Annotated in this window: 29 protein-coding genes; 20 read left to right on the forward strand and 9 right to left on the reverse strand. The window is 73.6% G+C overall.

Annotated elements, in window-relative coordinates:
* Nucleotides 1-235: 235 nt before the first annotated feature.
* A complete protein-coding gene (locus ACN27G_RS34665; protein ID WP_421496842.1) occupies nt 236-1,108 on the forward strand; it encodes an SDR family NAD(P)-dependent oxidoreductase in 873 nt (290 codons plus the stop codon).
* A 27-nt stretch (nt 1,109-1,135) separates the two neighbouring features.
* Here the strand turns inward: ACN27G_RS34665 and ACN27G_RS34670 are convergent, their stop codons facing one another.
* The 4 genes from ACN27G_RS34670 to ACN27G_RS34685 form a co-directional block, all read right to left on the reverse strand.
* Nucleotides 1,136-1,468, reverse strand: a complete 333-nt coding sequence (locus tag ACN27G_RS34670) for a DUF4190 domain-containing protein (protein WP_421496843.1) — start codon at nt 1,466-1,468, stop codon at nt 1,136-1,138.
* A gap of 143 nt (nt 1,469-1,611) precedes the next feature.
* Nucleotides 1,612-2,019 (reverse strand): CoA-binding protein, encoded by a 408-nt coding sequence (locus ACN27G_RS34675; protein ID WP_421496844.1) that lies wholly within the window; start codon nt 2,017-2,019, stop codon nt 1,612-1,614.
* Between the two features lie 68 nt (nt 2,020-2,087).
* Nucleotides 2,088-3,635 (reverse strand): Rv2578c family radical SAM protein, encoded by a 1,548-nt coding sequence (locus ACN27G_RS34680; protein ID WP_421496845.1) that lies wholly within the window; start codon nt 3,633-3,635, stop codon nt 2,088-2,090.
* Nucleotides 3,636-3,719: 84 nt separating this feature from the next.
* Nucleotides 3,720-4,748 carry a LacI family DNA-binding transcriptional regulator gene (locus tag ACN27G_RS34685; RefSeq protein WP_421496846.1) on the reverse strand — a complete coding sequence of 343 codons (1,029 nt, stop codon included), beginning with the start codon at nt 4,746-4,748 and terminating at the stop codon, nt 3,720-3,722.
* 329 nt (nt 4,749-5,077) lie between these two features.
* Between ACN27G_RS34685 and ACN27G_RS34690 the strand changes: the two genes are divergently transcribed.
* Both ACN27G_RS34690 and ACN27G_RS34695 read left to right on the forward strand, forming a co-directional pair.
* Nucleotides 5,078-6,256, forward strand: coding sequence for a Gfo/Idh/MocA family protein (locus ACN27G_RS34690; protein ID WP_421496847.1), 1,179 nt, complete (start codon nt 5,078-5,080; stop codon nt 6,254-6,256).
* Nucleotides 6,253-7,068: a sugar phosphate isomerase/epimerase family protein gene (locus ACN27G_RS34695; RefSeq protein ID WP_421496848.1), complete on the forward strand. Its 816-nt coding sequence runs from the start codon at nt 6,253-6,255 to the stop codon at nt 7,066-7,068. Before ACN27G_RS34690 ends, ACN27G_RS34695 begins: the two co-directional genes overlap by 4 nt.
* Before the next feature lie 85 nt (nt 7,069-7,153).
* Here ACN27G_RS34695 and trxA read toward each other — a convergent pair whose 3' ends face one another.
* Nucleotides 7,154-7,516 (reverse strand): thioredoxin, encoded by a 363-nt coding sequence (gene trxA / locus ACN27G_RS34700; RefSeq protein ID WP_421496849.1) that lies wholly within the window; start codon nt 7,514-7,516, stop codon nt 7,154-7,156.
* A 693-nt stretch (nt 7,517-8,209) separates the two neighbouring features.
* Between trxA and ACN27G_RS34705 the strand changes: the two genes are divergently transcribed.
* From ACN27G_RS34705 to ACN27G_RS34750, 10 genes are all read left to right on the forward strand, one after another.
* Complete coding sequence (locus ACN27G_RS34705) at nt 8,210-8,749, forward strand: hypothetical protein (protein ID WP_421496850.1); 540 nt, start codon at nt 8,210-8,212, stop codon at nt 8,747-8,749.
* Between the two features lie 118 nt (nt 8,750-8,867).
* Entirely contained in the window at nt 8,868-9,509 is a 642-nt protein-coding gene (locus ACN27G_RS34710) for a TrmH family RNA methyltransferase (protein WP_421496851.1), read from the forward strand.
* Between the two features lie 123 nt (nt 9,510-9,632).
* Nucleotides 9,633-10,361 carry a DUF6758 family protein gene (locus ACN27G_RS34715; RefSeq protein ID WP_421496852.1) on the forward strand — a complete coding sequence of 243 codons (729 nt, stop codon included), beginning with the start codon at nt 9,633-9,635 and terminating at the stop codon, nt 10,359-10,361.
* 119 nt (nt 10,362-10,480) lie between these two features.
* Nucleotides 10,481-10,639 carry a hypothetical protein gene (locus ACN27G_RS34720; RefSeq protein WP_421496853.1) on the forward strand — a complete coding sequence of 53 codons (159 nt, stop codon included), beginning with the start codon at nt 10,481-10,483 and terminating at the stop codon, nt 10,637-10,639.
* A 9-nt stretch (nt 10,640-10,648) separates the two neighbouring features.
* Entirely contained in the window at nt 10,649-11,524 is an 876-nt protein-coding gene (locus ACN27G_RS34725; protein WP_421496854.1) for a PH domain-containing protein, read from the forward strand.
* A gap of 192 nt (nt 11,525-11,716) precedes the next feature.
* Nucleotides 11,717-12,439, forward strand: coding sequence for a SigE family RNA polymerase sigma factor (locus tag ACN27G_RS34730; RefSeq protein ID WP_421496855.1), 723 nt, complete (start codon nt 11,717-11,719; stop codon nt 12,437-12,439).
* A complete protein-coding gene (locus ACN27G_RS34735; RefSeq protein ID WP_421496856.1) occupies nt 12,436-13,608 on the forward strand; it encodes a hypothetical protein in 1,173 nt (390 codons plus the stop codon). The genes ACN27G_RS34730 and ACN27G_RS34735 overlap by 4 nt, the downstream gene beginning before the upstream one ends.
* Nucleotides 13,605-14,513, forward strand: a complete 909-nt coding sequence (locus ACN27G_RS34740; RefSeq protein ID WP_421496857.1) for a PHP domain-containing protein — start codon at nt 13,605-13,607, stop codon at nt 14,511-14,513. Before ACN27G_RS34735 ends, ACN27G_RS34740 begins: the two co-directional genes overlap by 4 nt.
* A gap of 40 nt (nt 14,514-14,553) precedes the next feature.
* Complete coding sequence (locus ACN27G_RS34745) at nt 14,554-15,168, forward strand: MarC family protein (RefSeq protein ID WP_421496858.1); 615 nt, start codon at nt 14,554-14,556, stop codon at nt 15,166-15,168.
* Nucleotides 15,169-15,302: 134 nt separating this feature from the next.
* Nucleotides 15,303-16,244, forward strand: a complete 942-nt coding sequence (locus ACN27G_RS34750; protein WP_421496859.1) for a RecB family exonuclease — start codon at nt 15,303-15,305, stop codon at nt 16,242-16,244.
* A gap of 43 nt (nt 16,245-16,287) precedes the next feature.
* Here the strand turns inward: ACN27G_RS34750 and ACN27G_RS34755 are convergent, their stop codons facing one another.
* Nucleotides 16,288-16,713 (reverse strand): Fur family transcriptional regulator, encoded by a 426-nt coding sequence (locus tag ACN27G_RS34755; RefSeq protein WP_421496860.1) that lies wholly within the window; start codon nt 16,711-16,713, stop codon nt 16,288-16,290.
* A gap of 211 nt (nt 16,714-16,924) precedes the next feature.
* On the opposite strand from ACN27G_RS34755, the gene ACN27G_RS34760 reads away from it, so the two are divergent.
* Nucleotides 16,925-17,404, forward strand: coding sequence for a hypothetical protein (locus ACN27G_RS34760; RefSeq protein WP_421496861.1), 480 nt, complete (start codon nt 16,925-16,927; stop codon nt 17,402-17,404).
* A 46-nt stretch (nt 17,405-17,450) separates the two neighbouring features.
* Here the strand turns inward: ACN27G_RS34760 and ACN27G_RS34765 are convergent, their stop codons facing one another.
* On the reverse strand, nt 17,451-17,789 hold the full coding sequence (locus tag ACN27G_RS34765; RefSeq protein WP_421496862.1) for a hypothetical protein: 339 nt from the start codon (nt 17,787-17,789) through the stop codon (nt 17,451-17,453).
* A 94-nt stretch (nt 17,790-17,883) separates the two neighbouring features.
* Between ACN27G_RS34765 and ACN27G_RS34770 the strand changes: the two genes are divergently transcribed.
* Nucleotides 17,884-18,120: a hypothetical protein gene (locus tag ACN27G_RS34770; RefSeq protein WP_421497633.1), complete on the forward strand. Its 237-nt coding sequence runs from the start codon at nt 17,884-17,886 to the stop codon at nt 18,118-18,120.
* A 235-nt stretch (nt 18,121-18,355) separates the two neighbouring features.
* On the opposite strand, the gene ACN27G_RS34775 is transcribed toward ACN27G_RS34770, so the two are convergent.
* Nucleotides 18,356-18,781: an FmdB family zinc ribbon protein gene (locus ACN27G_RS34775; RefSeq protein WP_421496863.1), complete on the reverse strand. Its 426-nt coding sequence runs from the start codon at nt 18,779-18,781 to the stop codon at nt 18,356-18,358.
* A gap of 130 nt (nt 18,782-18,911) precedes the next feature.
* Nucleotides 18,912-19,526 carry a 5-formyltetrahydrofolate cyclo-ligase gene (locus ACN27G_RS34780; RefSeq protein WP_421496864.1) on the reverse strand — a complete coding sequence of 205 codons (615 nt, stop codon included), beginning with the start codon at nt 19,524-19,526 and terminating at the stop codon, nt 18,912-18,914.
* A 105-nt stretch (nt 19,527-19,631) separates the two neighbouring features.
* Here ACN27G_RS34780 and ACN27G_RS34785 point away from each other — a divergent pair, with 105 nt between their 5' ends.
* The 5 genes from ACN27G_RS34785 (at nt 19,632) to ACN27G_RS34805 (ending at nt 26,481) form a co-directional block, all read left to right on the forward strand.
* The gene (locus ACN27G_RS34785) at nt 19,632-22,349 is read left to right on the forward strand and encodes a diguanylate cyclase (RefSeq protein WP_421496865.1); all 2,718 of its coding nucleotides are present in this window, start codon (nt 19,632-19,634) and stop codon (nt 22,347-22,349) included.
* A 9-nt stretch (nt 22,350-22,358) separates the two neighbouring features.
* Nucleotides 22,359-23,315 carry a UTP--glucose-1-phosphate uridylyltransferase gene (locus ACN27G_RS34790; RefSeq protein WP_421496866.1) on the forward strand — a complete coding sequence of 319 codons (957 nt, stop codon included), beginning with the start codon at nt 22,359-22,361 and terminating at the stop codon, nt 23,313-23,315.
* A 22-nt stretch (nt 23,316-23,337) separates the two neighbouring features.
* Nucleotides 23,338-24,642, forward strand: coding sequence for a gephyrin-like molybdotransferase Glp (gene glp, locus ACN27G_RS34795; RefSeq protein WP_421496867.1), 1,305 nt, complete (start codon nt 23,338-23,340; stop codon nt 24,640-24,642).
* 96 nt (nt 24,643-24,738) lie between these two features.
* The gene (locus ACN27G_RS34800; RefSeq protein WP_421496868.1) at nt 24,739-25,380 is read left to right on the forward strand and encodes a GNAT family N-acetyltransferase; all 642 of its coding nucleotides are present in this window, start codon (nt 24,739-24,741) and stop codon (nt 25,378-25,380) included.
* Between the two features lie 267 nt (nt 25,381-25,647).
* Entirely contained in the window at nt 25,648-26,481 is an 834-nt protein-coding gene (locus ACN27G_RS34805; RefSeq protein WP_421496869.1) for a hypothetical protein, read from the forward strand.
* The last annotated feature ends 145 nt before the right edge of the window (nt 26,482-26,626 follow it).

Below are 26,626 nucleotides of genomic sequence, written 5' to 3' on the forward strand. Positions count from 1 at the left end.
TCGAGGTCTCTCACTTCGTCCGTTCGGGATGCGTCGCCAGGGTAGTCGCCGTACGCCAGAAGGGTGTTCCCACATCCGGCCGGTCCCGGGTCGACCGGTCGCGCCCGCCGGCCGCTCCGGCGGTGCGCCGTTGCCCGTATCGCCTGGACCGGGCAGGATCGCGGGCATGGTATTCGACGCGCGCGCCGGGGACAGATCCGGTAATCGGCCTCGTCGGGACGCCACGCGTCCCGCGTTGGCCCGCCGGCCCCGTACCGGCTCGCAGGGCACCGTCCCGCAGAGCCCCGACCAGAGCCCCGACCCGGGCGGCAACGGTGGCGGGCTGCCGGGCGGCGACGCCGAGCCGGTGACGATGCGCCTCGACGGGCGGGTGGCGCTGGTCACCGGCGCCGGCAGTCCGGACGGGATCGGGTACGCGACCGCCCGCCGGCTCGCCACGCTCGGCGCCCGGGTGGCGATCGTCTCGACCACCCGCCGCATCCACGAGCGGGCGACCGAGCTGGGCGCCACGGGTTTCGTCGCCGACCTCACCGACGAGGCCGAGGTGGGCGCGCTGGCGGATGCCGTCGTCGAGCAGCTCGGCGAGGTGGAGGTGCTGGTCAACAACGCCGGACTGGCCAGCAGGGCGAGCCCCGAGGTGCTGCGGCCGGTGGCGCAGTTGAGCTACGACGAGTGGCACCGGGAGATCGAACGAAACCTCAGTACCGCGTTTCTGTGCAGTCGGGCCTTCATCGGCGGCATGGCCGAACAGGGCTGGGGGCGGATCGTCAACCTTGCCGCCACCGCCGGCCCGGTCAACGCCCTGCCGACCGAGGCGGCGTACGCGGCGGCGAAGGCCGGCGTGGTCGGGCTGACCCGGGCGCTCGCGATGGAGATGATCGCCGACGGGGTCACCGTCAACGCGGTCGCACCCGGGACCATCTACACCGCGGCCTCCACGATGGCGGAACTGAAGCAGGGGCTCGGCACCCCGGTCGGCCGGCCCGGCACTCCGGACGAGGTCGCCGCGGCCATCGCCTTCCTCTGCTCACCGGCCGCGTCGTACATCACCGGGCAGATGCTGGTGGTGGACGGCGGTAACAGCGTGCGGGAGGCGGAGTACCGGTAGCCGGGGGCGGGCCGGTTCCGACGGCGGTCAGTACGCGCCGCCGTCACCCTCCGAGCCGGCCCAGCCGACCAGGGCCAGCCAGCCGCAGCAGCCGAGCACGTAGAGCGCGGTGAAGACGTAACTGAGAATCAGTCCCCAGGTGGCCAGCTGGCCACCCTGCTCGCCGGTCTGCCGGATCTGGCGCCGGGCCAGGTGCCCGAGGACGATGCCGGCCGGCGCGAAGACGAAGGCGAAGACCAGCGAGAGGATCGCCAGCACGTTCGTCCCCGACCGCCGTTCGGGCTGGCCGTAGTACCCGGGCGAGGGCTGCGCCGGGAATCCCTGCGGATCCTGCGGCTCACCCGGTCCTGGGTAGCTCATTGGCGTCGCCTCCTCATCCGGGACGCTACCCACCGGCGCCGCTGCCAGGGCGAATGTCCAGGACGGTGCCACCCGATGGTGGCGGGGCACTCCCGACGGTGGCGGGGAGGCACGCCGCCGGAATGGTGATCGGGGTGGTTGCTTCAGCCTCGGCGGGAGAGCCCGGCCGCGGCGCGCTCCACCGCCAGGCAGGCATCCTCGACGTAGTCGATGCCGGCCTCCTCGGCGATCCGCCGCGCCTCGCCGGAGACGATGCCGAGCTGCAACCAGACGGCCGGCGCGCCGATCGCGACCGCGTCGCGGACCACCGCGACGGCGTCCTCGGCGGGCCGGAACACGTCGACCAGGTCGACCGGGTGCGGGATCTCGGCCAGCGAGCGGTAGACGGGCTCGCCGAAGAGTTCGTCCGCCACCGGGTTGACCGGGATGATCCGCCAGCCGTGCCGCTGCATCAACAGCGGGACACTGTGTGCCGGCTTGCCCGGGTCGCGGGAGGCGCCGACCACGGCGATCACGCCGGCCTCGGCAAGGATCTGCTGGGCGCTACGCACCACGCGACTCTAGCTCGCGCCCGCCCACCGCCCGTGCGGGTTGCCCGCCGCCCCGCGCCGCCGGGGCTTCACAGCAGGGTGAGCTGCTCGACGGAGGGCGCCGGGGCGGGCGCCGGCACCTGCCGGGCCTCGCCCGGCCCGGAGCGGTGCAGGCCGTGGCGGCGGGCCGCCATCCGCACCCGGGCCGTCACCTCACGCTGGTAGTCCTGCGGCAGGTAGGAACCCCGGGCGAAGAGCGCCCGGTAACGCGGCACCAGCCGCGGGAACTCGCGGGCCAGCCACTGCGCGTACCACTCGCGGGCACCGGGCCGCAGGTGCAGCGGCAGCGGGGTGACGCTCACCGCGCCCGCCGCCGCGATCGCCGCCACCGTCGCCTCGATCGACTCGTCGGTGTCGGTGAGCCCGGGCAGGATCGGGGCCATCAGCACCCCGACCGCGAATCCGGCGTCGGTCAGCTCGCGCACGGTGTCGAGCCGGCGCCGTGGACTGGGCGCGCCCGACTCGACGGAGCGCCACATCCGCTCGTCGACGAAGCCGACCGACATCGAGACGTTGACCGAGGTCACCGTGGCGGCCTCGCGGAGCAGCGGCAGGTCGCGCAGGATCAGGGTGCCCTTGGTCAGGATCGAGAACGGGTTGGCGAAGTCGCGCAGCGCCGCCAGGATCTGCGGCATGAGCCGGTAGCGGCCCTCCGCCCGCTGGTAGCAGTCGACGTTGGTGCCCATCGCGATGTGCTCGCCCGACCACCTCGGCGCGGCCAGCTCGCGGCGGACGAGCTCACCGGCGTTGACCTTGACGATCACCTTGCTGTCGAAGTCACGCCCGGTGTCGAGGTCGAGATAGGTGTGCGTGCCCCGGGCGAAGCAGTTGTGGCTCACCACCCCGTTGGCGACGAAGTCACCGGTGCCGGTGGTGATGTCGTAGAGCTGGAGCTCGCGGTCGAGCGGCTCGATCCGGCGGATCCGCAACGCGGCCCGGCCGCCGAGGATGGTCCCGGCGAGGCCGTCGGCGGGGAGGTCGGCCGGCCCGGGTGTGGCCCGGCCGGTGCCGACCAGACTGTCGGTGACCGCGAGGTAGGGCCGGGGTGGCTCGCCGGGCATCGCGCCGACGACGTGCTTCCAGCCGCGCGGGGTGAGGAACCGGTGGTCGCCGCTGGCGGTCAGCTCCGTGCCGTCGTCGAGCGTGATCCGGTAGGCCGGCTTCACCGTCGACCAGTGCGCCAGCACCTCGGTGCGGACGTAGCGCCGGTGGTTGCCCTGTGCCACCGTGCCGTAGATCTGGTCGCCGATCCGCAGCTCGGCCAGGGGCCGGGTGCGCCCGTCGGCGAGCAGGATCGCCGTGTCGCCGGCGAGGCAGTAGGCGCAGGCGTGGCTGCACCCCCGGTAGGGGTTGATCGTCCACTGGAACGGCACCCGTGAGGTGCCGGGCACCCGGTTGATGACCGACTTCGCACGCACCTCGTAGAACGTCATGCCGGCGAAGCCGGGGGTGTCGAAGGTGCGGGCGACCGCGCCGGGCAGCGCCAGCGGCAGGGGTGGAGCCGCTGGCGCCGCCCCCGGAGGGGTGCCGGTGTCGGGGGGAGCCGACGACAGGTTTTCCCAGCGCATGGCCCTCATTCGAACATGCGTACGAGTGGTCGCGCAACTCGCCACGCCGCGCGCCGGCCCACCGGCACGTCGCCGCCCGGCAACGGGCCGCGGCTACCCGCCGGGCGCGGGAGGCGCGCTGCTCTCCCGGCGGACCAGTTCGGCCGCGACGTGCTCGACCTGCGGGGTGTTCAGCGGCTCGGGAGGTTGCAGCGCGAGGGTCATGGCCCGGGCGCCCATGTCGGCCAGCGGCAGCCGGATCGTGGTGAGCGCGGGGGTGAGGTCGCGGGCGATCGGCATGTCGTCGAAGCCGACCACGCTGATCCGGCCGGGCACGTCGATGCCCCGGGAACGGAGCAGGGCGAGCACGCCGATCGCCATCGAGTCGTTGAGCGCGGCGATGGCGGTGATCCCGGGTTGGCTGTCGAGCAGGGTGGCGGCGCCGCTGACCCCGCCGGAGCGGTCGAAGTCGCCGTAGACGATCTGCCGGGCGGTGAGCTTCTGGCCGTGCTCGCGCGCGGCCCGGCGCAGCCCGGCGATCCGGTCGGTGGTGGTGGTCAGGTGCCGGGGACCGGCGACGACACCGATCCGGGTGTGGCCGAGACCGTACAGTTCGGTGCCGACCAGGTGGCCGCCGGCCTCGTTGGCCGGGATGACCGCGTGCCCGGAGTGCTCGTGCCGGCCGATCACCGCCACGTGGCCACCGGTGGACTGGTAGACCCGGAGCTTGGCGTCGAGGGTCAGGGTGAACTGCTCGTCGTGGTAGCCGGAGCCGGCGAGGATGATCGCGGCGGCCTGGTTGGCCCGGAGCAGTTCGACGTACTCCAGCTCCTTGTCGGGGTCGCGGTAGGTGTTGCAGATGATGACCAGCCGGCCGTGCTCGGTGGCGATCCGCTGCAGGCCACGGGTGATCTCGGCGAAGTACGGGTCGGAGACGTCGTGCACGATCAGCCCGACCGCGCTGCGGTGGTTGCGGGCGAGCTGCTGGGCGTGGGCGTTCGGGACGTACTGCAACTCCTCGACCGCCGCCAGCACCCGCTCGCGCAGGGCGTCGGTCACCGGCTTGGGGCTGCCGTTGATGATCCTGGACGCGGTGGCGGGTGACACGCCGGCCCGCCGCGCGACATCCGCCAGAGTGGCCATCACCCGTCCTTCCCCGACCGCCCGGTGGCCGGTTGCTGGTGAGGATAGCGCGGACGGGTGCGGGCCATTCACGCCCGTCACGGGCGGCCCGGTCCGGCGACGGACCCGGTGCGGCCCCTCCGCTCCGGCGGCCCGCGGAAGATCGTCGGGGCGGTGGGATGGCCTTGCCGGAATCCGGAGGGAGTCGGTAGCGTGCTCCGGGAAAGCGCTTACCGGCGTACGGCGTGCTCCAACCGCGACCATCGCGCGCCAGGTCGACCCCACCACACCGAACCCCGCGCGCTCGACGAGTGGCACCGCGGAACAGCCAGCCTGAGGAGGCGACGTACATGGGCCGCACCCCGATCGGCATCGTGCTCAACGGCGTGACCGGCCGGATGGGCTACCGGCAACACCTGGTCCGGTCCCTGCTGGCCATCAGGGAACAGGGTGGGTTGTCCCTGCCCGACGGCCGACGGCTCTGGCCGGAACCGATCCTGGTCGGCCGGAGCGAGACCAAGCTCCAGGAGATCGCGCAGCGGCACGGGCTGACCGAGTGGAGCACCGACCTGCCCGCCGCGCTGGCCCGCCCGGACGTGCAGGTCTACTTCGACTCGCAGGTGACCGCCCAGCGGGAGAAGGCGCTGAGGCTGGCGATAGAGGCGGGAAAGCACATCTACACGGAGAAGCCGACCGCCGAGGACCTCTCCGGCGCCGTCGAGCTGGCCCGGCTCGCCGACGCCGCCGGCATCAAGCACGGCGTCGTGCAGGACAAGCTCTTCCTGCCCGGCCTGCGCAAGCTCGACCGGCTGGTCAAGGGCGGTTTCTTCGGCCGGATCCTCTCGGTGCGCGGCGAGTTCGGCTACTGGGTCTTCGAGGGCGACTGGCAGGCGGCGCAGCGCCCGTCCTGGAACTACCGGGCCGCCGACGGCGGTGGCATCACCGTCGACATGTTCCCGCACTGGCACTACGTGCTGGAGCAGATCTTCGGCCGGGTCGCCACGGTGGCCGCGCACGTCACCACGCACATCCCGCAGCGCTGGGACGAGGCCGGCGAGCGCTACGACGCGACCGCCGACGACGCCGCGTACGGCATCTTCGAGATCGAGCGGCCGGGGCAGTCCGGCCGGATCGTGGCCCAGATCAACTCCTCCTGGTCGGTCCGGGTCTACCGTGACGAGCTTGTCGAGTTCCAGGTCGACGGCACCGAGGGCAGCGCCGTGGCCGGGCTGCGCAACTGCCGGATCCAGCACCGGGCGGGCACGCCGAAGCCGGTGTGGAACCCGGACCTGCCGGCGACCGAGGACTTCCGGTCGCAGTGGCAGGTCGTGCCGGACAACGACGAGTTCGACAACGGCTTCAAGGCGCAGTGGGAGCTGTTCCTGCGGCACGTCGTCGCCGACGAGCCGTACGGCTGGGACCTCTGGGCCGGCGCGCGCGGCGTGCAGCTCGCCGAGCTTGGTCTCGCCTCGGCCCGCGAGGGCCGGCGCATCGAGATCCCCGAGCTCGACGGGGAGCGGGACCGGTGAGCACCGTCCCCGCGCGGTTCTCGTTCAACCAGGCCACCGCCAGGTACTGGCCGATCCCCGACCTGGTCGCCGGCTGCCTGGCGGCGGGCGTACGCCAGGTCGGGCTCTGGCGGGAGGAGACCCTCGAACACGGCCTGGAGAAGACCGCGAGGCTCGTCCGGGACGCCGGCATCGCGGTCACCTCGCTCTGCCGGGGCGGCTTCTTCAACACCCCCGACTGGTACGACGAGAACCGCCGGGCGATCGACGAGGCCGCCACCCTCGGCGCGCCGGTACTGGTGCTGGTCTCCGGCGGACTGCCGGCGGGCAGCCGGGACGTGGACGCGGCCCGGGGGCACGTCGGGGAGGCGATCGGCGAGCTGGTGCCGCACGCCCGCGCCGCCGGGGTACGGCTGGCGATCGAGCCGTTGCACCCGATGTACTGCTCGGACCGCTGCGTGGTCTCCACCCTCGGCCAGGCGCTGGACCTGGCCGCGCCGCATCCGGCCGAGACGGTCGGCGTGGTGGTGGACACCTACCACATCTGGTGGGACGACCAGGTCTGGACGCAGCTCGACCGGGCCGGCCGGGAGGAGCGGATCGCCTGCTTCCAGGTCGCCGACTGGGCCACCCCGCTCCCCGAGGGAGTGCTGCTCGGCCGGGTGCTGCCCGGCGACGGCTGTGTCGAGCTGCGTCGGTTCAGGGAGGCGGTGGAGGCCGCCGGCTATCGGGGGCCGATCGAGGTCGAGGTCTTCAACGCCGACGTCTGGGCGCTGCCCGGCCCGGAGATCCTGGATCGTACGCTGTCGGGTTATCTCGCCCACGTGGAGTGAGCCCGGGTCGGTCGTCGACACCGGCCCGGAGACGACTCCGGCCGGACACCGTGGTGTCCGGCCGGAAGGCTTCTTGCCGCGCCCGTCAGTGGCTGTGCTCGGCCAGCTGCCGGCGCACGTCGTCCATGTCGAGGGCCTGGACCTGCTCGATCAGCGACTCCAGCGCCGACTCCGGCAGGGCGCCCGGCTGGGCGAAGACGATCACGCCATCCCGGATCGCCATGATCGTGGGGATGGATCGGATGTCGAACTTCGCGGCGATCTCCTGCTGCGCCTCGGTGTCGACCTTGCCGAAGACGATGTCCTGGTGCTTCTCCGAGGAGCGCTCGTAGACCGGGCCGAACCGCTTGCACGGACCACACCAGTCCGCCCAGAAGTCCACCAGCACGGTGCCGGGCTTCTCGGTCACCTCGTCGAAGTTGGCTGTGGTCAGCTCAACGGTCGCCATTGATCACTCCGATCACCGCAATTTGGCCTTACGACTGGGGGAACCCGGCTGACCCCCTCCGAATTCCCCGGCCCGGGAGATTGAAACGGTCATCGTGCCGCAGCTCACGTTACGGGCCGGTATCGATGCTCGTTTCCGGTCTGGCATCGACGGCGGTCCCTTGTCCGGCAGACCTGGAAGTGAAACATTGGTGACACACCCCGATGACGGAGAGTCATGGGAGCGTTTCCAGTGATCGTGCTGGCCAGCCGGTTTGTGATCTGGAAAGTTGCCGGTCGACAAGCGAAAACAGGTGACATAACGGATGCTGTGGTGCGTACGCTTGCGCACGTACAGTAACATTACAAAACGGTAACTGTGACCGCTGTCTCGGGTCAGACTCTTCTGTCCGGTGGGTCGGGTCGGGCAGAATCTTTCCATCAGAGCGTGGGCGGCGGGTGCCGGGGAGGGCCCCGCCGCTCATTGCGTCCGGGGTATTTTCCGTGTCCTGGCGGCCCCCGTCGAATCGACGCCCAGACCGCTCGGCACCCCGACCCCGGGCGGGCGGCCACCTGCTGCCGCCGGAGCGACGATCACCGCCGCCCCCCACCACCTTTCGGATCGGGGCGGCGGCACGCGACACCGGTGCCGCACCTTTCGGGCGGAAACGGGCCTTCTGCTCACTAGGGGCATATGCTGAGGCGGGAGGCCGCCATGAGTCAGACCGGATCTCCGGACCCGCTGGGTGCCCCGCACGGCGTCTGGCCGGGCACCACGGCCGGCTACCCGCCCGACGAGTGGCAGTTGCTCGTCCGGTTGCCCGGCCGGGTGATCGTCGCGGCCTCGTCGGCCGGGCCGGACAACCCGGTCCGGGCGGTCACCGCGGGGCTGGCCGGGTTGGACGGCATCGCCGCCGGCCGGTCGTTCGACAGTGAACTGGTCCGGTCGGTGGTCGTGGCGATCTACGCCGAGTCCGACGACGGGCGGTCCGCGCCGGTCCGCGCCGGCGCCGCCGATGGCGACCTCGCCGAGCTGCTTCTCTCCTGCCGGGCCGTGGTCGAGACGCTGGCGCGGCACGCCGATCCGGCCGACTCGGCCGCCTACCGGCAATGGGTGCAGTCGGTCGCCGCCCGGGTCTGCCGGGCGGCGGGCTCCGACGGCCGACCCCGCCCCTTCGGCGACCCGGTGGAACCGGAGCAGCGGCGGGTCCTCGACCAACTCGGCGAGGCACTGGGCCTGCGCCCGACCGGCTGAGGGCAAGCCGTGCCGGCCGAGGGCTGCGCCGGGGCCTGTTGAGGGCTGCGCCGGGCCCGCACCGGCTCGCTGAGGGCTGCGCCGGGGCGGCCGGCGGTGGGCCGTACCCTCGGGACTCGTGGAGGGTGCCGAGGTCGAACTCGAGGTCGGAGTCGGGCCGTGGCCGGGTGAGCCGCCCGCCGATCCCCGCTACGACCCGGAACTGCTCGCCGGGGGCGACCGGCGCAACGTCGTCGACCGGTACCGCTACTGGCGGCGGGAGGCGATCGTCGCCGATCTGGACCTGCGGCGGCACGACTTCCACGTGGCGATCGAGAACTGGCAGCACGACTTCAACATCGGCACCGTGGTCCGCAACGCCAACGCCTTCCTGGCGGCCGAGGTGCACGTGGTGGGGCGGCGGCGGTGGAACCGGCGGGGCGCCATGGTGACCGACCGATACCAGCACGTCCGGCACCACGAGACGATCGAGGCGTTTCTTGCCTGGTGCCGCGCCGCCGGCCTGGCGCTGATCGGCATCGACAACCTGCCCGGATCTCGGCCGCTGGAGAGTGCGGTGCTGCCGCGCCGCTCCGTCCTGCTCTTCGGGCAGGAGGGGCCAGGGCTCTCCGCACCGGCCCGGACGGCCTGCTCGGCGGTCTTCTCGATCGCCCAGTACGGCTCGACCCGGTCGATCAACGCCGGAGTGGCCAGCGGCATCGCCATGCACGCGTGGATCCGAACCTACGGGGAGATACCACCACCCGACGGGCAATCCTGAGCAAGGTGCGCGGGCCGGCCGCGCTGCTGCGGGACAGGCGAAGGCGCCCCGACCATACGCAGAACGACCGAAAAGGTCGGTTCGCCTTGACTTGGGGGCGGTGTTGCGTGGACTGTAGTTGTCGTGGGAGTTGCGGTCAGCTGTCCCCGTTGCGGCGGTCCGGTCCGAGCGCCGGACCTGATGCATACTGCCTGGCGCTGTCCGGACTGCGGCCCCGTCCCTCCGCTGCACGTCGCCGAGCACATCGGTCCGGAGATCGTGGCCAGCGTCGTCGACCGGATCAACGCCGACCGCGATCCTGCGGCCGGCCCGGAGACCGGAGCCCCGGGCGCCCGCGGCGGCTCCATGCCGCTCTGGTGCCCCTGGCCGTTCCCGCAGGGCTGGACGATGACCGGCGTCGGGTGGGCCGGTGACGACCGGAGCGGCGTACGCGCGACCGCGGTGGCCTGCACCGGGCCCGATCCGCTCGGCGGCGGCCCCGCCGACCTGATCCTCGTCGCCGAGGAGCCCGGAGTCGGCCTCGGCACCCGGCTGGCCGGTGCCGTCGGGATCGATCCCGGGCCGCAGCTCGCCGAGGCGCTTACCGACCCCGGCCCCGGTTCCGCCGAGCGGATCGCACACGCCAAGGTCAGGGCGGACGGCCACCCCACTCCACTATGGGCAGTAAAATCTCCGACAGACCGGAGCGCCTACGCCGGTGAAGCTCGGGGGATCTGGCTCTATGCGATAGCCTGGCCGGCGAGTGCGGGTTACCTCCTCGCGGAAGACGTCGAACTCCACGACCTGACCGAGTGGACACCACCCGAGCTCGTGTACGGTGCTCCGTCCCCCTACCTGCACGGGAGGGTCTGAAATGGCCAGCCAGGCTGGGGCGGAGGGCGTACGCGGATTATTTCCCGCAGCACAGCCGACTGCTACTCTGGGTTTTGCCGCGGCTCGCAACCCGGCACCGCACGGAGGGATGGCCCGCCATGCTTAAAAAGGTCTTCACCTGGGGCGGTATCGCCTTCCTGATCTTCTTCATCGCCTATCAGCCGTCGTCGGCCGCCGACGTCTTCAAGTCGCTGGGGTCGAGCATCCTGGACGTTGCCCAGGGCTTCGGCGACTTCTTCACCGACCTCGTCGCCTAGCCGCCGCCGATGGGCAACCCGTCCGGTGGACCCCTCGATCCCGAAGACGACGACGATCGTCGACGGGGCGAGCGGGACACCGAACCGATCCCCCGGGTGCCACCGGACGAGGGGCCGGAGTTCGGCACCGGCCCCGACTACTCCGCCGGCCCCTCCTATTCGGACGGGCCGAGTTACTCCGAGGGCATCGGCTACGGTGAGCGCCGGGCCGGCACCCGGGGCTGGGTCCGTGACCCCGACCAGGGTCCGGAGATCTCCGAGGAGGAGCTCGCCGGCCTGCGGGTCGACGCCTCCGGGATGCCGCTGGGGCCGCGCCGGGTCCTGCCGCTGGAGGACGAGCCGACCTCGCTGGTGGCCCGCTACCTCTTCCCGACCGAGCGCTACCGGGGCGAGTGGAAGCGGCACAAGATCTATCTGGCCACCCCGCTGCTGATCGGCCTGCTCGCCACCTTCGTGCTCGGCTACCTCTCCGGCTTCCTCGCCGGCCAGGAGGTCGGCGCGCTGACCACCGTGGCGGTGCTGATCTGGCTCGGCGTGATGGGCTGGGTGGCCTGGCGGGTGGCGGACTGGTATTTCGACCGCTTCATCCTGACCAACAAGCGGGTGATGGTGGTGAACGGGATCATCACCCGGCAGGTCGCGATGATGCCGCTGCTGCGGGTCACCGACATGAAATACGAGCAGACCCCGCTCGGCCGCGCTCTCAACTACGGCACCTTCGTCCTCGAGTCGGCCGGCCAGGAGCAGGCGCTCCGCGAGGTCAAGTATCTTCCCAACCCCAACGAGCTCTACCTGCGCGTGGTCGAGGAGATGTACGAGCCGCAGGCGGTCGAGGCGCGGCTGGGCAAGGAGGCCGAGGAGGCCAAGGCCGACGACGGCGCCTGACGGTCCTCCAGCCCGGTGCCGCCGGGTGCTCCGGGCGGGCGACGGATGTGACGCTGGCGACACCACCGGTGACGCCAGCGCGGGACGGGTGTTCCCTCGCCCGAACATCGAGCCGAATCGCGCCTTTCCGCCGTAGACCTGCGGGTCAGCCTGTGGCAGCCTTTCGAATTGGCACGGCGGGGGGAGGCGGCGGTGGCGCCGAAACACTCGGTGGAAGAGGAGTTCCGCGAGTTCGTCGCGGCCCGCTCGGCCGCCCTGTTGCGCACGGCCTACCTGCTGGCCGGGGACTGGGCGACCGCCGAGGACCTGTTGCAGACCGCGCTGACCAAGACCTACCTGGCCTGGAAGCGGCTCGGCGAGATCGAGGCGGTCGAGCCGTACGCCCGGCGGGTCCTGATCAACACCGCGACCAGTTGGTGGCGGCGGCGCTGGCACGGTGAGCGCCCCACCGAGGTGCTGCCGGAGCGGCCGGCTCCGGACCAGATGGAGGAGCAGCTCGAACGGGACCGGCTGTGGCGGCACGTCCGCGCCCTGCCCGTCCGGCAGCGTGCCGTCCTGGTGCTCCGGTTCTACGAGGATCTCTCCGAAGCCCAGACGGCAGCGCTGCTCGACATCTCGCCGGGGACGGTGAAGAGCCAGACCTCGCGGGCACTCGCCACGCTCCGCCGCCGGCTCGGCGCCGAGGCCGGTCGCGCGGTACCGCTGGAGGCCGAGGCCGGTCCGGTCGCCGCGCCCGCCGGTGACGGCGGTGACGGTGGCGGCGATGCCGGGCGGTTCACGCCCGCCGATGCGGCCGACGGTCAACGTCCGGTGACGCCGGAGCTGCCCAGGCAGCGCCCGGCAGGGGTCCGCCGGCCGGCAGCCGCCCTGACGGTGCCGGCTCCGCCCGTACCGGCGGTCGGAGCGGAAGCGTGACGGCCATGCTGGAGGATTCGCTGCGGGACATGTTCGCCGCCCAGGTCGACACGGCGCCGGCCGCCGACGACCCGGCCGGCCGGGTGATCCGGCGCGGCCGGGTCACCCGCCGACGCCGCGCCGTCGGCTCGCTGGTCGCGGTGGCCGCCGCGCTGGTCGTGGTCACCGCCGGCGCCACCACGCTCGGCGGCGGTTGGCTGCCGGGCCGGACGACCGCCGGGCCGGCCGGCTTCACCGCCGACTCCCTGGCCGACGTGACGATCGCCCCGGTGGAGCCGCCACCACCCGGCCGGGACACCGGAGTCGGGCTGGACATCCGCAGCGGCGGCCAGATCTGGACCGCCGACGGCCGGCGGCTGAGCCTCGGCGGGGTCGGCGAGGTGACCCGGGCCTACCGGGTCCCCGGCGGCTGGGTGTACGCCGGTGCCACACAGGTCAGGTTCCTCCGCCCCGACGGCACCTCGGTGGCGCTCAGCGGCGAGGATGACCGGTGGGCGCTGAGCGCGGACGGGGACCGGCTCGCCTTCCAGCTCGACACCACCCTCTACATCGCCCGCGTCGGTCCGGAGGGGCTGGCCCTGATGGATCACGTCGAGGTCCCGGCCGGCACCTGGCCGGTGGCGTTCAGCGGCGATCGGGTCGTGGTCTCCGATGGCTCGCGGGGCTACGGTTTCGTCGACCTGACCCGGCCGCAGCGCCAACCGATCCGCAACGCCGAGGTGACGGCGATCTACGGGGTCCGGGGCGACGGCCTGGTCGGGCTGGTCCGGGACGAAGACGGCTCGCGGAACTGCCTGGCCAGCATCGCCGCGTCGAGCGGGCGGCTGCAGGGGGTGCGCAGCGGCGGCTGCGGGCTGGGCCTCGATGCCGGAGCCGACGGCGGTGCGCTGGCCCCGGACGGCCGCTGGCTGGTGCGGCAGCGCGGTTCCGAGGTGGCCCTGATCGAGGTCGATCGCGTCCTCGACGGCGCGCCGGGGGTCGTCTCCTGCCCGGTGACCGCCGCCGTCACGCCGGTCTGGGCCGACGAGCGCACGCTGGTGACCGGTGACGCCGAGCAGGTCGTACGCTGCCGCACCGACGGCACCGAGGAGACCGTGCCGCTGCCCGAGGGCGTGGCGGAGGAGTGGCAGCTCGTGCCGAGGATGGCAGCACCGGACGACGGGCGGTGAGCCCCGCCGACGGACCCGGACCGGTCCCGCCGGGAAACTCCGGCGGCCGTCCCCGGATCGACCTGCACACCCACTCCACCGCCAGCGACGGCACCCTCACCCCGGCCGACCTCGTCCGCGCCGCCCGGGAGGCCGGGCTCGACGTGCTCGCCCTGACCGACCACGACACCACGGCGGGATGGGAGCCGGCGGCCGCGGCCCGGCCGCCGGGACTCACCCTGGTCCGGGGTGCCGAACTCTCCTGCCGCTGGTACGGCACCGAGCCCTCGATCCCGCTGCACCTGCTCGGCTACCTCTTCGACCCGCACGCACCGGAGCTGGTCGCCGAGCTTGCCCGGGTACGCGCCGCCCGGGAGGTCCGCGGTGAGCGCATCGTGGCGATGCTCCGCGCCGACGGGATCGACGTCGACTGGGCGGAGATCCGCACCGCCGCCGGCGGCACCGTGGGGCGGCCGCACATCGCCCAGGCGCTGATCCGGGCCGGCCTGGTGGCGACGACCGACGAGGCATTCACCCCGAACTGGCTCGGTGAGCGCTACCGGCTGCCCAAGGACGACATCGACGTGTTCCGGGCGGTGCGGCTGCTCCGGCAGGCCGGTGGGGTGCCGGTGATGGCCCATCCCCGGGCCACCCGCCGGGGCCGGATCGTGCCCGACTCGCTGATCGTCGAGCTGGCCGCCGCCGGGCTGGCCGGCCTGGAGGCGGAGCACGAGGACCACTCCCCGGCCGAGCGGGACGCCGTACGGGCCCTCGCCGGCGAGCTGGGGCTGCTGGTCACCGGCTCGTCGGACTTCCACGGCACGCACAAGACCGTCCGGCTCGGCGCGCACACCACCGGGACCGAGGCGTACGAGCGGATCGTGGCGGCGGCCAGCGGTGTGCCGGTACTCACCGACCAGGGCTGACCTCGACGGACGCCGCAGGACACCCGGCTACCGTGATCGCGTGAATCTGAAGCTGCTCGGTGAGGTCCTGGTGACCCTGCTGGTGATCACCGATCCGCCGGGCGCGGTGCCGATCTTCCTCGCCCTGACCGGTCAGCTTCCGGCGCGGGAGCGGACACGCGCCGCGTGGCAGGCCGTGGCGCTCGCCCTCGGGGTGATCGTGGTCTTCGCGGTGGTCGGGCAGACCCTCCTGGACTACCTGCACATCGACCTGCCGGCGCTCCAGGGCGCCGGCGGGCTGCTCCTGCTGCTCGTCGCACTGGAGCTGCTGACCGGCAAGTCCGACGATCCCGGCGAGCAGAACACCTCGAACATCGCGCTGGTGCCCCTCGGCACGCCCCTGCTGGCCGGCCCCGGCGCGATCGTCGCCACCATGCTCTTCGTGCAGCAGGCGGAGGGGAGCGCGGACTACCTGTCGATCGCGGTCGGGATCGTCGCGGTGATGCTCGCGGTCTGGCTGACGCTGCGCTTCTCCGGCGTCGTGGTCACGGTGCTCCGGCCGGCCGGGATCGAGGTGCTGACCAGGATCGCCGGCCTGCTGCTCGCTGCGATCGCGGTGCAGCTCATCGCCGACTCCGTCGCCGCCTTCGTCACCGCACACCTCGGCGCCGGCTGACCGGTCCGGCCCCGCCACTCCGGGCGGGGCCGCGCCACTCCGGCCGGGGGAGTTGCGGAGCGCCGGGGCCGCGCCACTCCGGGCGGGGCTGCGGATCGACGGGGGTGTCGGACCGGCGTGGCAGGATCGGGGGCGTGCGAAGGCCATCCTCCGCCGGCAGCCGGCCCCCTCGTCCGCGTGACGCCCAGCCCGAGCAGTTGGGCTTCGACGGGATGCCCGAGCGCCTCTTCGTCTGCACGCCGAGCAAGCTCGGCGCGTACACGGACTGCCCGCGCCGCTACCGTTACTCCTACCTCGACCGCCCGGCGCCGTCCAAGGGTCCACCCTGGGCGCACAACTCGCTCGGCGCGAGCGTGCACACCGCCCTGCGCAACTGGTATGCGCTGCCGGCCGACCGCCGCCGCCCCGAGGTGCTGCCGACCCTGCTCAAGGGCACCTGGGTCCGGGAGGGCTACCGCGACGAGGAGCAGGAGCGGAAAGTGTTCCGCCGCGCGCTGGAGTGGCTGGAATCCTACGTGGAGACCCTCGACCCCGGTGACGAGCCGGTGGGCGTCGAGCGCGTGGTGGCGGTCAAGACCGCGGTGTTGGCGTTCAACGGACGCGCGGACCGGATCGACTCGCGGCCGGGTCCGGACGGCCCGGAGCTGGTGATCGTCGACTACAAGACCGGGCGCACCGGGCTGGACGCCGACGACGCGCGCGGCTCCCAGGCGCTCGCCCTCTACGCCTACGCCGCCGAGCGGGTCTTCCGTAAACCCTGCCGGCGGGTGGAGCTGCACCACCTGCCGACCCGGACGGTCGCCGGGCACGACCACTCGGCGGAGTCGCTCGCCCGGCAGCTCTCCCGGGCGGAGGAGACCGCGCGGGACATCATCGCCGCCGAGCGGGCGGTCGCCGACGGCACCGATCCCGACGAGGCCTTCCCGGTGGCACCCGGCGCCCGGTGCGGCTGGTGCGACTACCGCCGCACCTGCCCGGCCGGCGTCGACGCCCCCGTTCGGGAGCCCTGGTCAGCGGTGGAGCGGGCCCTCGCGCCGACCGGGCCCGGCGACGGCGGACCCACGGAGACGGTGTGACGGCGGTCCGGTCGGGGTGTGACCGCGGTCCGCCGCCGCCGGATCAGTCGTCGGTGGCCCGGCGCAGCTGGCAGCTCGGGCAGAGACCCCAGTAGGTGACCTCGGCCTCGTCGACCTCGAAACCGTGCTGCGAGATCGGGTCGAGGCAGGGGGCGGAGCCGACCGCGCAGTCGACGTCGGCGATCTCGCCACAGCCCCGGCAGACCACGTGGTGGTGGTTGTCGCCGACCCGCGCCTCGTAGCGGGCGGGTGACCCGGCGGGCTCGATCCGGCGGGAGAGCCCGGCCCGGGAGAGCGCACCGAGCACGTCGTAGATCGCCTGGGTGGAGACGGAGTCGAGGCGCTGCCGCACCCGCTGGGTGATCTCGTCCACCTCAAGGTGCCCGCCGCCGGCCAGCACCTCAAGAACGGCGAGGCGGGGCCGGGTGACCCGAAGGCCCCTCGACCGGAGCAGTTCCTCGCCAGTCATCTCACCATCACAGCACGCGGAACGGGCAGCAACAAGGCGGATGCCGATCGACGGTGGCAGCCGCCACACCGGATCCGGGCGACCGCACCGGCGCGGGAACCGACCTGAACCGGACCGACTCGACCACCGTGTACGGGTGTAGACCGCAGGTCGTCTGACCCGCGTCCTCGTACCCTCAGGGGCTCCCGGTGGGAGCGGTTAGGAGGCATCGGTGTTCAGGGAAGTGATGGGGCTCCCCGCACACGCGCTGCTGGTGCATGCGGCCGTCGTCTTCGTGCCGCTGCTCGCACTGGTCGCCACGGGCTATGCGGTGCTGCCCAGGTTTCGTGGCAGGCTCGACTGGGCGGCGGGGGTCCTGGCGGTGGCCGCACCGCTCGCCGCGTTCTTCGCGGTGCGCTCCGGCGAGGAACTGCGCGACGTGTTGATCGCCAACAACTATCCGCCGGAGATCCTCCAGATGGTGACGGAACACGAGGGCTACGGCGAACTGACACTCTGGTGGAGCAGTGCCCTGGGTGCGTTGACCATCCTGCTGCTCGTCGTGACCGGTCCCCGGGCCCGACGTTCCGTGCCGGGATGGCTGGGCCTGCTCCTCGGCGTGGGTGTGGTGGTCCTGGCCGGGATCAGCGTCTGGTACGTCTACCTGACCGGTGACACCGGCGCCGAGGCGGTCTGGCAGGGGGTTCTCTAGCTGCGGCCGCAGGAGCAGCCGGCAGGGACACAACAGCCTGCCGGCCTCAGAACAGGACTCGGGAGCAGAGCAGGCACATCAGTACCAGGATCACCGCGCCGCCCACCATGCCGATGCCGTAGGTCAACGTCCGGGCGCTTCCCTCGGCGGCGTCCAGGGCGGCATGGTCCTGGGACGGCAGCGGCCGGGGCGGTGCCGGATTCACGTGGAGGGGAGGACGCCAGCCCGGCGGTGGGGTGGTGCTCGGCGGCGGGCCGGGGTAGTGGGTCTCCGGCCGGGTCGGTGACGACCCCGGCGTCTCCGTGGACTCGGGGGCGTCGGCGGATGGTCCGGTGGGTCGACGCCAGAAGGCATCGTCGGGAGAGCTCCCGCTCCGCGTCGTCACGCTGTCCGACGCTACCAAGCCGCGCCGTCGCCGGTCCCTCGCCGGGGGACACCGGCGGAAACGGCGGGCCAGCGGTGCCGGGTACGCTTGCCGGGTGCCCGGGACGGATGAGCAGCGCGCCGCGAGTGCCGCGCAAGACCGTGCCGCGAGCGCCGCGCATGCCGGTCCGGACGGTGCCGCCGGGCGGGACGATCGTCGGCCGGTCCGGGCGACGGGGGACCTGCGGGTGCCGCCGGAGCAGTCCGTGGACGACACCGACCAGGGCTGGGGCGAGTGGCCCGACTCCAACGACGACCGGCTGCTCGCCGACCGTCCACCGCACTGGGGCTGACCGAACGACCGGCGTTCCGCGCGCCCGAGCGTCGTCCCGCCGGGGTCGGTCTCCCGGTCGGACCACGGTCAGACGGGCGGTGCCGGCGGGATCGGCGCCGTCCGGTGCGTAGCAGGTTGGCGAGGCGGCCAGGCACAGGGGACGGGAGAGCCAGGCCCTGTGGATAGGTCGGCGCCCTGTGGATAACCGTTGCGCCACCGGGTCAGGTCGAAGTCCGCCGCGGGCCAGGTCGGACTCAGCTCGTGCTGGTCGAGGAGGACGACGTCGCCTTCGGCTTGCTGCCCGAGGTGCTCGGCGAGTCGCCGGCCGGGCCGGATCCGCCGCTGCCGCTCGCCGAACCGGCGGTGCCGCCGCCGCTCGACCCCGAGTCGCCACCGGAGCCGGTCTTCGCGGAGTCGCCCTTCGACGGGTCGGACTTGGCCGCGGCGCCGTTGCCGTTCTCCGCGCCGTTGCCGCGGGAGTCGGTCCGATAGAAGCCGGAGCCCTTGAACACGATGCCGACGGAGTTGAAGAGCTTGCGCAGCCGCCCGTCGCACGCCGGGCACTCGGTCAGCGGCTCGTCGGTGAAGGACTGCACCGCCTCGAGCTGGTGGCCGCACTCGGTGCAGGCGTACTGGTAGGTGGGCACGTTCTCCTCCGGATCTTGCAACTCGGTTGGCACTCGACGTATCCGAGTGCCAATGGTGCGGCATCGTACCTGCTTTCGTCCAGCGGAAGTGTCGAGGCTGACGTCCGGCGGGCCCGGTTGCCGGGTGACAGGTGGCGGTCGACAGGTGGTGGACGGGCGCCGGTCACGTGGCGACCAGGGGTTGAAATCCTCCGCCCGGGGTGATCACGGCCCGGACCGGACGATCGTGGTCCATCCCCGGGACCGAGTCGACCAACTCGCCGTCGTGCAACAGCGCCACGGTCAGGGCCCCGGCCGCGACCCGGGCCAGAGCCCGGTCGTACGAGCCGCCGCCGCGACCGAGCCGCATCCCGCGCCGGTCCACCGCCAGCGCCGGTACGACGACCAACTCGGCGGATCCGATCGCCCTCCGGCCGAGCCGGCCGGTGTCGGGTTGTCGCAGCCCACGACCGGCCGCTACCAGCGAACCCGGCCCGTCGTAGGGAGCCCAGTCCAGATCGAGGTCGGGCCGGAGCACGGGCAGCAGAAGGTGCCCGGTCGATCCCAGCGCCTCGGCCAGTACCTCCGGCAGCTCCGGTCCACCGGGCTCGGCGCCGACCGGCACGTAGCCGGCGATGCGGTGTGGGCGTACCCGCCGGACCAGGGCGAGGAGGTCGGCCCGGAGGCGCTCGGCGGCGCTCCGGCGGACCGGGGCCGGCAGCGCCCGACGGCGGGCGAGCATGGTGGCGCGGAGCCCGGCCTTGGTCGGGCCGACGCTGTCATCCGAAAAATCCGGCACGTAACACTCCCGGGGGCAGGCCGGTTAACCATTGCGGTTGGGGTCAGCATCGCAGCATCGGGTGCCGAGCTTCCGGGGGGATGAGTGACGACGCTGCGCGGACGGTTGACCACCGCTTTCCTCGCCGTCGTGCTCGGGCCGGTGCTGCTCGGGGCGCTCTGCGTCGCCGGCACGGTCGCCACGGCAGGCCGCCACCAGTCCGAGCACCGGCTCAACCTCGCCGCCGACGCCGTGCGGACCTCGGTCGGCGCCCTCTGCCGGCAGTTGCATGCCACGGCCGGTGCGCTCGCCGTACTCGCCGATCCGGTCGACCGCAGCGGTGCGGCCGGCGAGACGGTGACCCGCGGTCTGGCAGCCGCCGTGTTGATCAGCGACCCGACCGGTGCGGTCACCTTCGCCACCCCGGCGGCGCCGGCACGGCCCTGGGCGTCCTGCACCGGCCCTGTCGGCGCCGGTCAGGCGGCGCCCCGCGCGCTGGCGGCCCGGGTGGATCTCCGGGACGGGTCGGGCGCGGTGAACGGCGCGGTCTGGGCCGCGCAGGTGCTCGACGAGGCGTTCGTCCAGCAGCTCGCCGCCGCCAGCGGGACTGCCGTGACCCTGCTCGGGGACGTTTCCGGACCCGCCGCGACGCCCCGGGCCCCGGTGCCGCCGGGCACCGGTCCGGCGGGCTCCGCGTCCGGCGGCCCGGCCGGACCGTATCCGGGCGCCGGGGCACCGCCGTGGGAGGTCAACCCGGTGGGTACGTCCGCGGGCGCCGGTCCGCAGGGCGCCGAGTCACCGAGTACCGAGTCCACGGGATCCCGGGCCGCGGTGCTCGCCGCCGCCCGCCGGATCTCCGGTGACACGATCGTCCGGGCGGAGGGTGGTCGCTTCGTCCGGCGGGTCGGCCCGGCCCCCGGCCAGCCGCTGCCGCTGGTGCTGTCGGTGCCCCGCGACCCGCCGACGGCCCGCTACGGGCCGCTCGGCCTCGTCGTGCTACTCACCGGGGTGTTCGCGGTGCTGGCCGCCGGACGGCTGGCCCGGTCCACCACCCGGCCCCTGGCTGAGCTGGCCCGGGCCGCCGACCGGGTCGCCGAGGGTGACCTGGCGACCCGGGTACGGGTCCGTGCCCCCGAGGAGGTCGGGCGGCTCGCCGACAGCTTCAACCGGATGACCCGGGAGGCGGAGTCATATCTGCGGGCACTCGTGATCAGCCGGCACCAGTTGCGTGAGCAGCTCGCGATGCTCGGCGACACCCTGGCCAGCACGCACGACCTGCACCGGATCCTCCAGGTGCTGCTCCGGGCCGTGATGGCGGCCACCGGGGCCCGGGCCGGGGTGGTGCTGCTGCTCGACTCGCGGACCGGGGTGCTGGTCGGCGAATGCGCCGAAGGGCTCGACCGGCGCGGCCCGGGCAACCTGCCGGCGCTGCGGGTACCGCTCGGCGAAGGGCTGCTCGGCAGGGTCGCGGCCACCGGTGAGCCGCGCCGGGGCCGGCTCGACCGGGACGGGCCGCGCCTCTACGGGCGCGAGCCGCGCTGCCGGACCTACGTCGCGGTGCCGCTCTCGGTCGCCGGCACGGGCGGCCGGGTGCCACCTCCGCTGTCCACGACACTGCCGGAGCCGGTGCCGGCGCGGGCCCCGGAGGTGGAGCAGCCCCCGGAGGTGGAGCGGGTGCCGGTGCCGGCGCGGGCGTCGGAGGTGGAGCGGGTGCCGATGCCCGAGTGGAGGCAGGTGTCGGGTTCGGCCCCCGGGCCGCTGCCGAGGCTGGCTCCCGGGCCGGTGTTGGGACCGGCTCCCGAACCGGTGTCGACGCTGGCCCCGGAGGCGATGACCGGGTGGCGGCCGGCGCGCCCGGCGACCACGGCCGGCCGACCCGGTCCGGCGGCCGAGCCCGGTCCGGCGGCTCGGGCGAGGGCGCTCGCCGCCGGCCCGCCGCCGTCCGGCGGGTCCACCACGATCGGCGTACTGGCCCTGTACGACCGGCTCGGTGCGGACGAGTTCGACGACGCCGACCTGGTCACCCTGCGCAGCTTCGTCGACCACGCGGCGGTGGCGATGGAGAACGTCCGGGTGCACGAGGAGGCGCAGCGGCTGTCGCTGACCGACCCGCTGACCGGGCTCTGGAACTACCGCTACCTCACCGAGTCGGTCCGGCGGGAGATCGAACGGGCCAGCCGCTTCGGCCGGATGCTCAGCGTGCTCGCCCTCGACCTCGACCGGTTCAAGGAGGTCAACGACACGTACGGGCACGCGGCGGGGGACGCGGTGCTGGCCGAGTTCGCCCAGCGGATCCGGCGCACCATGCGAGAGGTCGACCTCGCCTTCCGGCAGGGGGGTGAGGAGTTCGTGGTACTCCTGCCGGAGACCGACGCCCGGGGGGCGGCAAGGGTGGCGGAGCGGCTGGGAGCGGCCGTCCGGGAGACCCCGATCGCGATCCGGCCCCGGCCCGGCGTTGCCGCCCCGGTCCGGGCGCTGGTCTCGGTCACCGTGTCGATCGGCGTCGCCGTCTATCCCGACCACGCCGCCAGCGGCCCACACCTGCTGGTCGCGGCCGACGAGGCGCTCTATGCGGCGAAGGCCGCGGGCCGGGACACCTATCGGATGGCCACCGCGCGGGGGCGGTTGACGATTCAGGAGATTCCGGTCCGGACCGGGGCGACGCCTCCGGACGACGGGCTGCCCCGGGCCGGTGGCCGATCGGCGCCCGGGTCCAGCGGCGCGGAACCCGTACGCGACGACGTGCGGCCCGGCCCGGACGGAGCCGGACCGGTCAGCGCGGAGAGCGGCCCGGACGGCGCGTTATCCGGGCCACAACCGCCGCGTCAGGGTCGTGGCCGATAGTCTCGCGACATGCCGGACCACGCAGCGACCCCAGCCAACTCCTCCACCCCGACGGCCGGACGGCGGGCGGTGAAGGCGGTCATCCCGGCCGCCGGCCTGGCCACCCGATTCCTGCCCGCCACCAAGGTGGTGCCGAAGGAACTCCTGCCGGTCGTCGACCGCCCCGTGCTGCAGTACATCGTCGAGGAGGCGGCCCAGGCCGGGCTCGACGACGTGCTGCTGATCACCGGTCGGGGCAAGACGGCGATGGTCGACCACTTCGACCGGCGCCCGGACCTGGAGGCGCGGCTGGAGGCGAAGGGTGACCCGGAGCTGCTGGCCGCGGTGCGCCGCCCCGGCGAGCTGGCCCAGATCTACACCTGCCGGCAGCCGGAGCAACTCGGTCTGGGCCACGCCGTCGGGTACGCCGAGACGCACGTCGGCGACCAGCCGTTCGCGGTCCTGCTCGGCGACGAGTTCGTGAATCTCGCCGAGCCGCTGCTGCCGGCCATGCTCGACCTCCAGGCCCGCACCGGCGGCATCGTGCTCGCCTTCTTCGAGGTGCCGCCGGAGGAGACGAAGCGGTACGGCATCGCCTCGGTGTCGCCGGCCGATCCCGCACTGGCCGACCTCGGCGAGGTGGTCGAGGTGACCGGTTTGGTCGAGAAGCCGAAGCCGGAGGACGCGCCGAGCAACCTGGCGGTGCTCGGCCGGTACGTGCTGCCGGGCGGGATCTTCGACGCGATCGGGCGTACCGGCAGGGGCAGCGGCGGCGAGATCCAGCTCACCGATGCGATGGGGCTGATGCTGAAGGAGGGCACGCCGGTGCACGCGATCGTCTACCGTGGCACCCGCTACGACACCGGCATGCCACTGGGCTACCTGCAGACGGTGGTGCAACTGGCCTGCGAGCGCGAGGATCTGGGTGCGGAGTTCCGGCAGTGGCTGGGCGAGTTCGTCGCCTCCGACGCCGGCCGCCGCACATGACGGCCCCCGGTGAGGTGACGGTGTGACAGCGACGGCCGATGCCGAGGCGGCCGCCAACGAGCTGACGCCGCTCGCCGACTACCTGGGCAGCGTGCTGCGCAGGTTGCGGGCGCTTCCCCCGCTCGACCTCGACCTCACCCAGGCGTACGGCAACGTGCTCGCCGAGGACGTCGTCGCGCCGCACGCCTATCCTGCCTTCGACCAGGCGGCGATCGACGGCTACGCGGCCCGCTGGGAGGACATCGCGGGTGCCGGGCGGGCCGGCTACGGCGCCGCCCGGCCCGGCGACTCCCGGCCGGTGCGGCTCAACGTCGTCGGTGACCTCGGCGCGGCGAGCTGGCGGCCCGTCCGGCTCACCCCGGGCGCCTGCTTCTCGGTGGCCGCCGGGTCGCCGCTGCCGATCGCCGCCGATGTGGTGGTGCCGGTGGAGTGGACCGACCAGGGCATGGCGGCGGTGGAGATCTTCCGGACCCCGAAGCGCGGCTACGGGTTGCGCCGGGCCGGCGAGGAACTGCCGGCCGGTACGCTGCTGGCCCGCTCCGGCTCGTACATCTCGCCGGCCCTGGTCGCGGTCTTCGCGGCCACCGGCATCGGGCACGTGGTGGTCCGGCCGAGCCCCCGGGTGGTGATCGTGGCGACCGGGGACGAGCTGGTCGACGTCGGCCGGGCCAGCCAGCCGGGGCAGGTGGTGGACGTCAACTCGCACGCGCTCACGGCCGCGGCGGCCGAGGTGGGTGCGCTGGCGTACCGGGTGGGCATCTGCGACGACGATCCGGAAGGGCTGCGCGGGCTGCTGGAGGACCAGACACTCCGGGCAGACCTGATCGTCACTACGGGTGGCAGCGGCACCGGTCCGGGTGACATGATCCGCCGGGTGCTCTCCCGCCGGGACGGCGGCCGGGCCAGTCCGGTCACCTTCATGGAGGTCGCCCTCTATCCCGGGAGCGCGCTCGGGTTCGGTACGGTCGGAGCCGAGGAGGTGCCGGTGGTGTGTCTACCCGGGGAGCCCGGTGCGGCATTGATCGGCTTCGAGGTGCTGGCGAGGCCGGCGATCCAGTTGCTGGCCGGCGCCGAGCCGGTGTTCCGGCCCAGCGTCCGGGCGCACCTGCTGGAGACGGTCTCCTCCCCGGCCGGTCTGCGGGAGTTCCGGCCGGCGCACGTGGCCGAGCGGCGCGGCGGTGGCTACACGGTGCAGCCGCTGCGGGGTGGTCCGTACACCCTCTCCGGGCTGGCCGAGGCGAACGGCCTGATGGTGCTCGGCGAGCGGGTGACCAGCGCGGCGGCCGGTTCCACGGTGGACGTCCTGCTGCTGGACCGACGCCGGTGACGGCCCTGCCGGACGGGCCGGTGACGGCCTTGCCGAACGGCGTTGAATTGTTGAATCGTCGATGAGGAGACCTGGGTTGTCGACGGGACATCGGGCGTGAACCTCGCCGCCACCCCCGGCTGGCCGGTCGTCCTCCGGGACGGGGCGGTGCTGCTGCGACCGTACCGGCGGTCGGACGCGACGGCCTGGTCCGAGGTGCGCTGCGCCAACCAGGCCTGGCTGGCACCCTGGGAGTCGTCCCCGCCGGGCCGCTGGGACGAACTCAACTCCCCGGCCGCGTTCCGCTGGGTCTACCGCGACCAGCGCAAGCAGGCACGCCGGGGCGAGAGCATGCCGTTCGCGGTCTGCCTTGTCGACGGTGGCCGGGAGCGGTTGGTCGGGCACCTCAACCTGGGCAACATCGTGCGCCGGGCCTTCTGCTCGGCGTACGTCGGCTACTGGGTGGACGGCCGGGTGGCCGGGCGCGGGGTGATCCCCACCGCCATGGCGCTCGCCGTCGACCACGCGTTCGGGCCGGGCGCGCTGCACCGGATCGAGGTCAACATCCGGCCGGAGAACGGGCCGTCCCGGCGGGTGGTCGAGAAGCTTGGCTTCCGGGAGGAGGCCTACCACCCGCGCTACATGCACATCGACGGCGCCTGGCGGGACCACATCGGCTACGCCATGACCAGCGAGGAGGTCGCCGGGGAGGGCGGGTTGCTGGCCCGCTGGCACCGGCTGCGCGCCGCCGCCCCGTAGCTCCGGCTCGGCTCCCTCCTGGCTCCGACTCGACGGCCGACCCGCTCCACCGGCCCTGCCGGTCCGCCCTGTTGATCTTCCTGTTCGCAGGTCGGCCGGCGTGCCGCACGATATTCGTGCGCTCCCCCCGTAACCTGAAGTAATCGGGACGTGCGGCAACGTCGGACGGATCCGCACCAGCTCCGGGGCTGAACCCGCGCCTGCCGCGGCGGCACCCGGGGTGCGGGTACTCGTCCGGTTGGTTGCCCCAGGTGGGTGACGGGAGGGATGAGGGTGCCGGCCTCGGTGCTCCTCGCCGTCCTCGCCGCAGCCGGTCTGCTCGCCCTCGCGCCGGCTCTGGTCCGCCGGTACGACGCCACCGAGCGGCTGGCGGCGGAGCGGGCGCAGTCGACGGCGCGGGTGCTGCAGCGCCGCCGGCGGCGGCGCAGCGTCCCGGGCCGGCAGCCGTTGAACCCGCCCCGCGGCCGAATCGTCACGTTACGTTCCGGTGCCCTGTCCACGGACCTGGTCGGCGCCGAGCCCGTCTCGCCGGCCACCGGTCCCGGTGTGCCGGTCTCCGGGCCGCCCGGGAACGGCCGGCGGAGCCGCCGGCTGAGCTCGGTACCCCGGAACCCGGGACGCGCCCGCCGCCGGCCCCCACCCGGCCGGCACACCCCAGCCGTCTACCGGCGGCGCCGGGTCTTCGCCGCCCTGCTGCTGCTCAACCTCGTCGAGCTGATCGGCGTGATGCTGGTCAGCTCCGGCTTCTGGATCAGCTTCTCGGTCACCGGCACGCTGCTGGCCGCGTACCTCGTGCACCTGCGCGGCCGCGCCGTTGCCGAGCGCCGCCGTCGACGGGCGGAGGCCCGGGAGGCGGCGTGGCTGGCCGCCCGGCAGGCGGAGGTCCGGCGCGCCCAGGCCCGCCGGGCACAGGCCCGGCGGGAGGCGCAGCGTCGTCTCGCGGCACAGCGCGAGGCGGTACGCCGGGCCGCGCTGGACATGAACCGCCTCGCCGACCTGCCACCGGCGGCCAGCGGTGGCGGCGGCCGGGCGGCCGGCTCGGTCTCCTACCGCCGTGCCGGCGGCCTGCGCGGCCGTCCCTACGAGGCCGGCGGCAGGTGAGGGTCGGGACGAAGGTAACGTTCCGGGCCGTTCTCCGGTAGCGGGAGTCCCCGGCCTCACGCCTCGACGGTCGGGGCTGGTTCGCGCCCGGGGTGGCCGACCTGTTAGCCTTGTCGCCGGCTCGCCCGCACGCTTTGTGGCGTGG

The sequence above is a fragment of the Plantactinospora sp. WMMB334 genome (genome assembly GCF_049179095.1).
Lineage (GTDB): Bacteria > Actinomycetota > Actinomycetes > Mycobacteriales > Micromonosporaceae > Plantactinospora.

Coding starts and splice junctions, on each gene's coding strand:
- ACN27G_RS34725 (WP_421496854.1), top strand. CDS start 10,649: ATGGGCAACCCGTCCGGTGGACCCCTCGATCCCGAAGACGACGACGAT.
- ACN27G_RS34805 (WP_421496869.1), top strand. CDS start 25,648: ATGAGGGTGCCGGCCTCGGTGCTCCTCGCCGTCCTCGCCGCAGCCGGT.
- ACN27G_RS34680 (WP_421496845.1), bottom strand. CDS start 3,635: ATGAGGGCCATGCGCTGGGAAAACCTGTCGTCGGCTCCCCCCGACACC.
- trxA (WP_421496849.1), bottom strand. CDS start 7,516: ATGGCGACCGTTGAGCTGACCACAGCCAACTTCGACGAGGTGACCGAG.
- ACN27G_RS34755 (WP_421496860.1), bottom strand. CDS start 16,713: ATGACTGGCGAGGAACTGCTCCGGTCGAGGGGCCTTCGGGTCACCCGG.
- ACN27G_RS34685 (WP_421496846.1), bottom strand. CDS start 4,748: ATGGCCACTCTGGCGGATGTCGCGCGGCGGGCCGGCGTGTCACCCGCC.
- ACN27G_RS34670 (WP_421496843.1), bottom strand. CDS start 1,468: ATGAGCTACCCAGGACCGGGTGAGCCGCAGGATCCGCAGGGATTCCCG.
- ACN27G_RS34720 (WP_421496853.1), top strand. CDS start 10,481: ATGCTTAAAAAGGTCTTCACCTGGGGCGGTATCGCCTTCCTGATCTTC.
- ACN27G_RS34690 (WP_421496847.1), top strand. CDS start 5,078: ATGGGCCGCACCCCGATCGGCATCGTGCTCAACGGCGTGACCGGCCGG.
- ACN27G_RS34790 (WP_421496866.1), top strand. CDS start 22,359: ATGCCGGACCACGCAGCGACCCCAGCCAACTCCTCCACCCCGACGGCC.
- ACN27G_RS34705 (WP_421496850.1), top strand. CDS start 8,210: ATGAGTCAGACCGGATCTCCGGACCCGCTGGGTGCCCCGCACGGCGTC.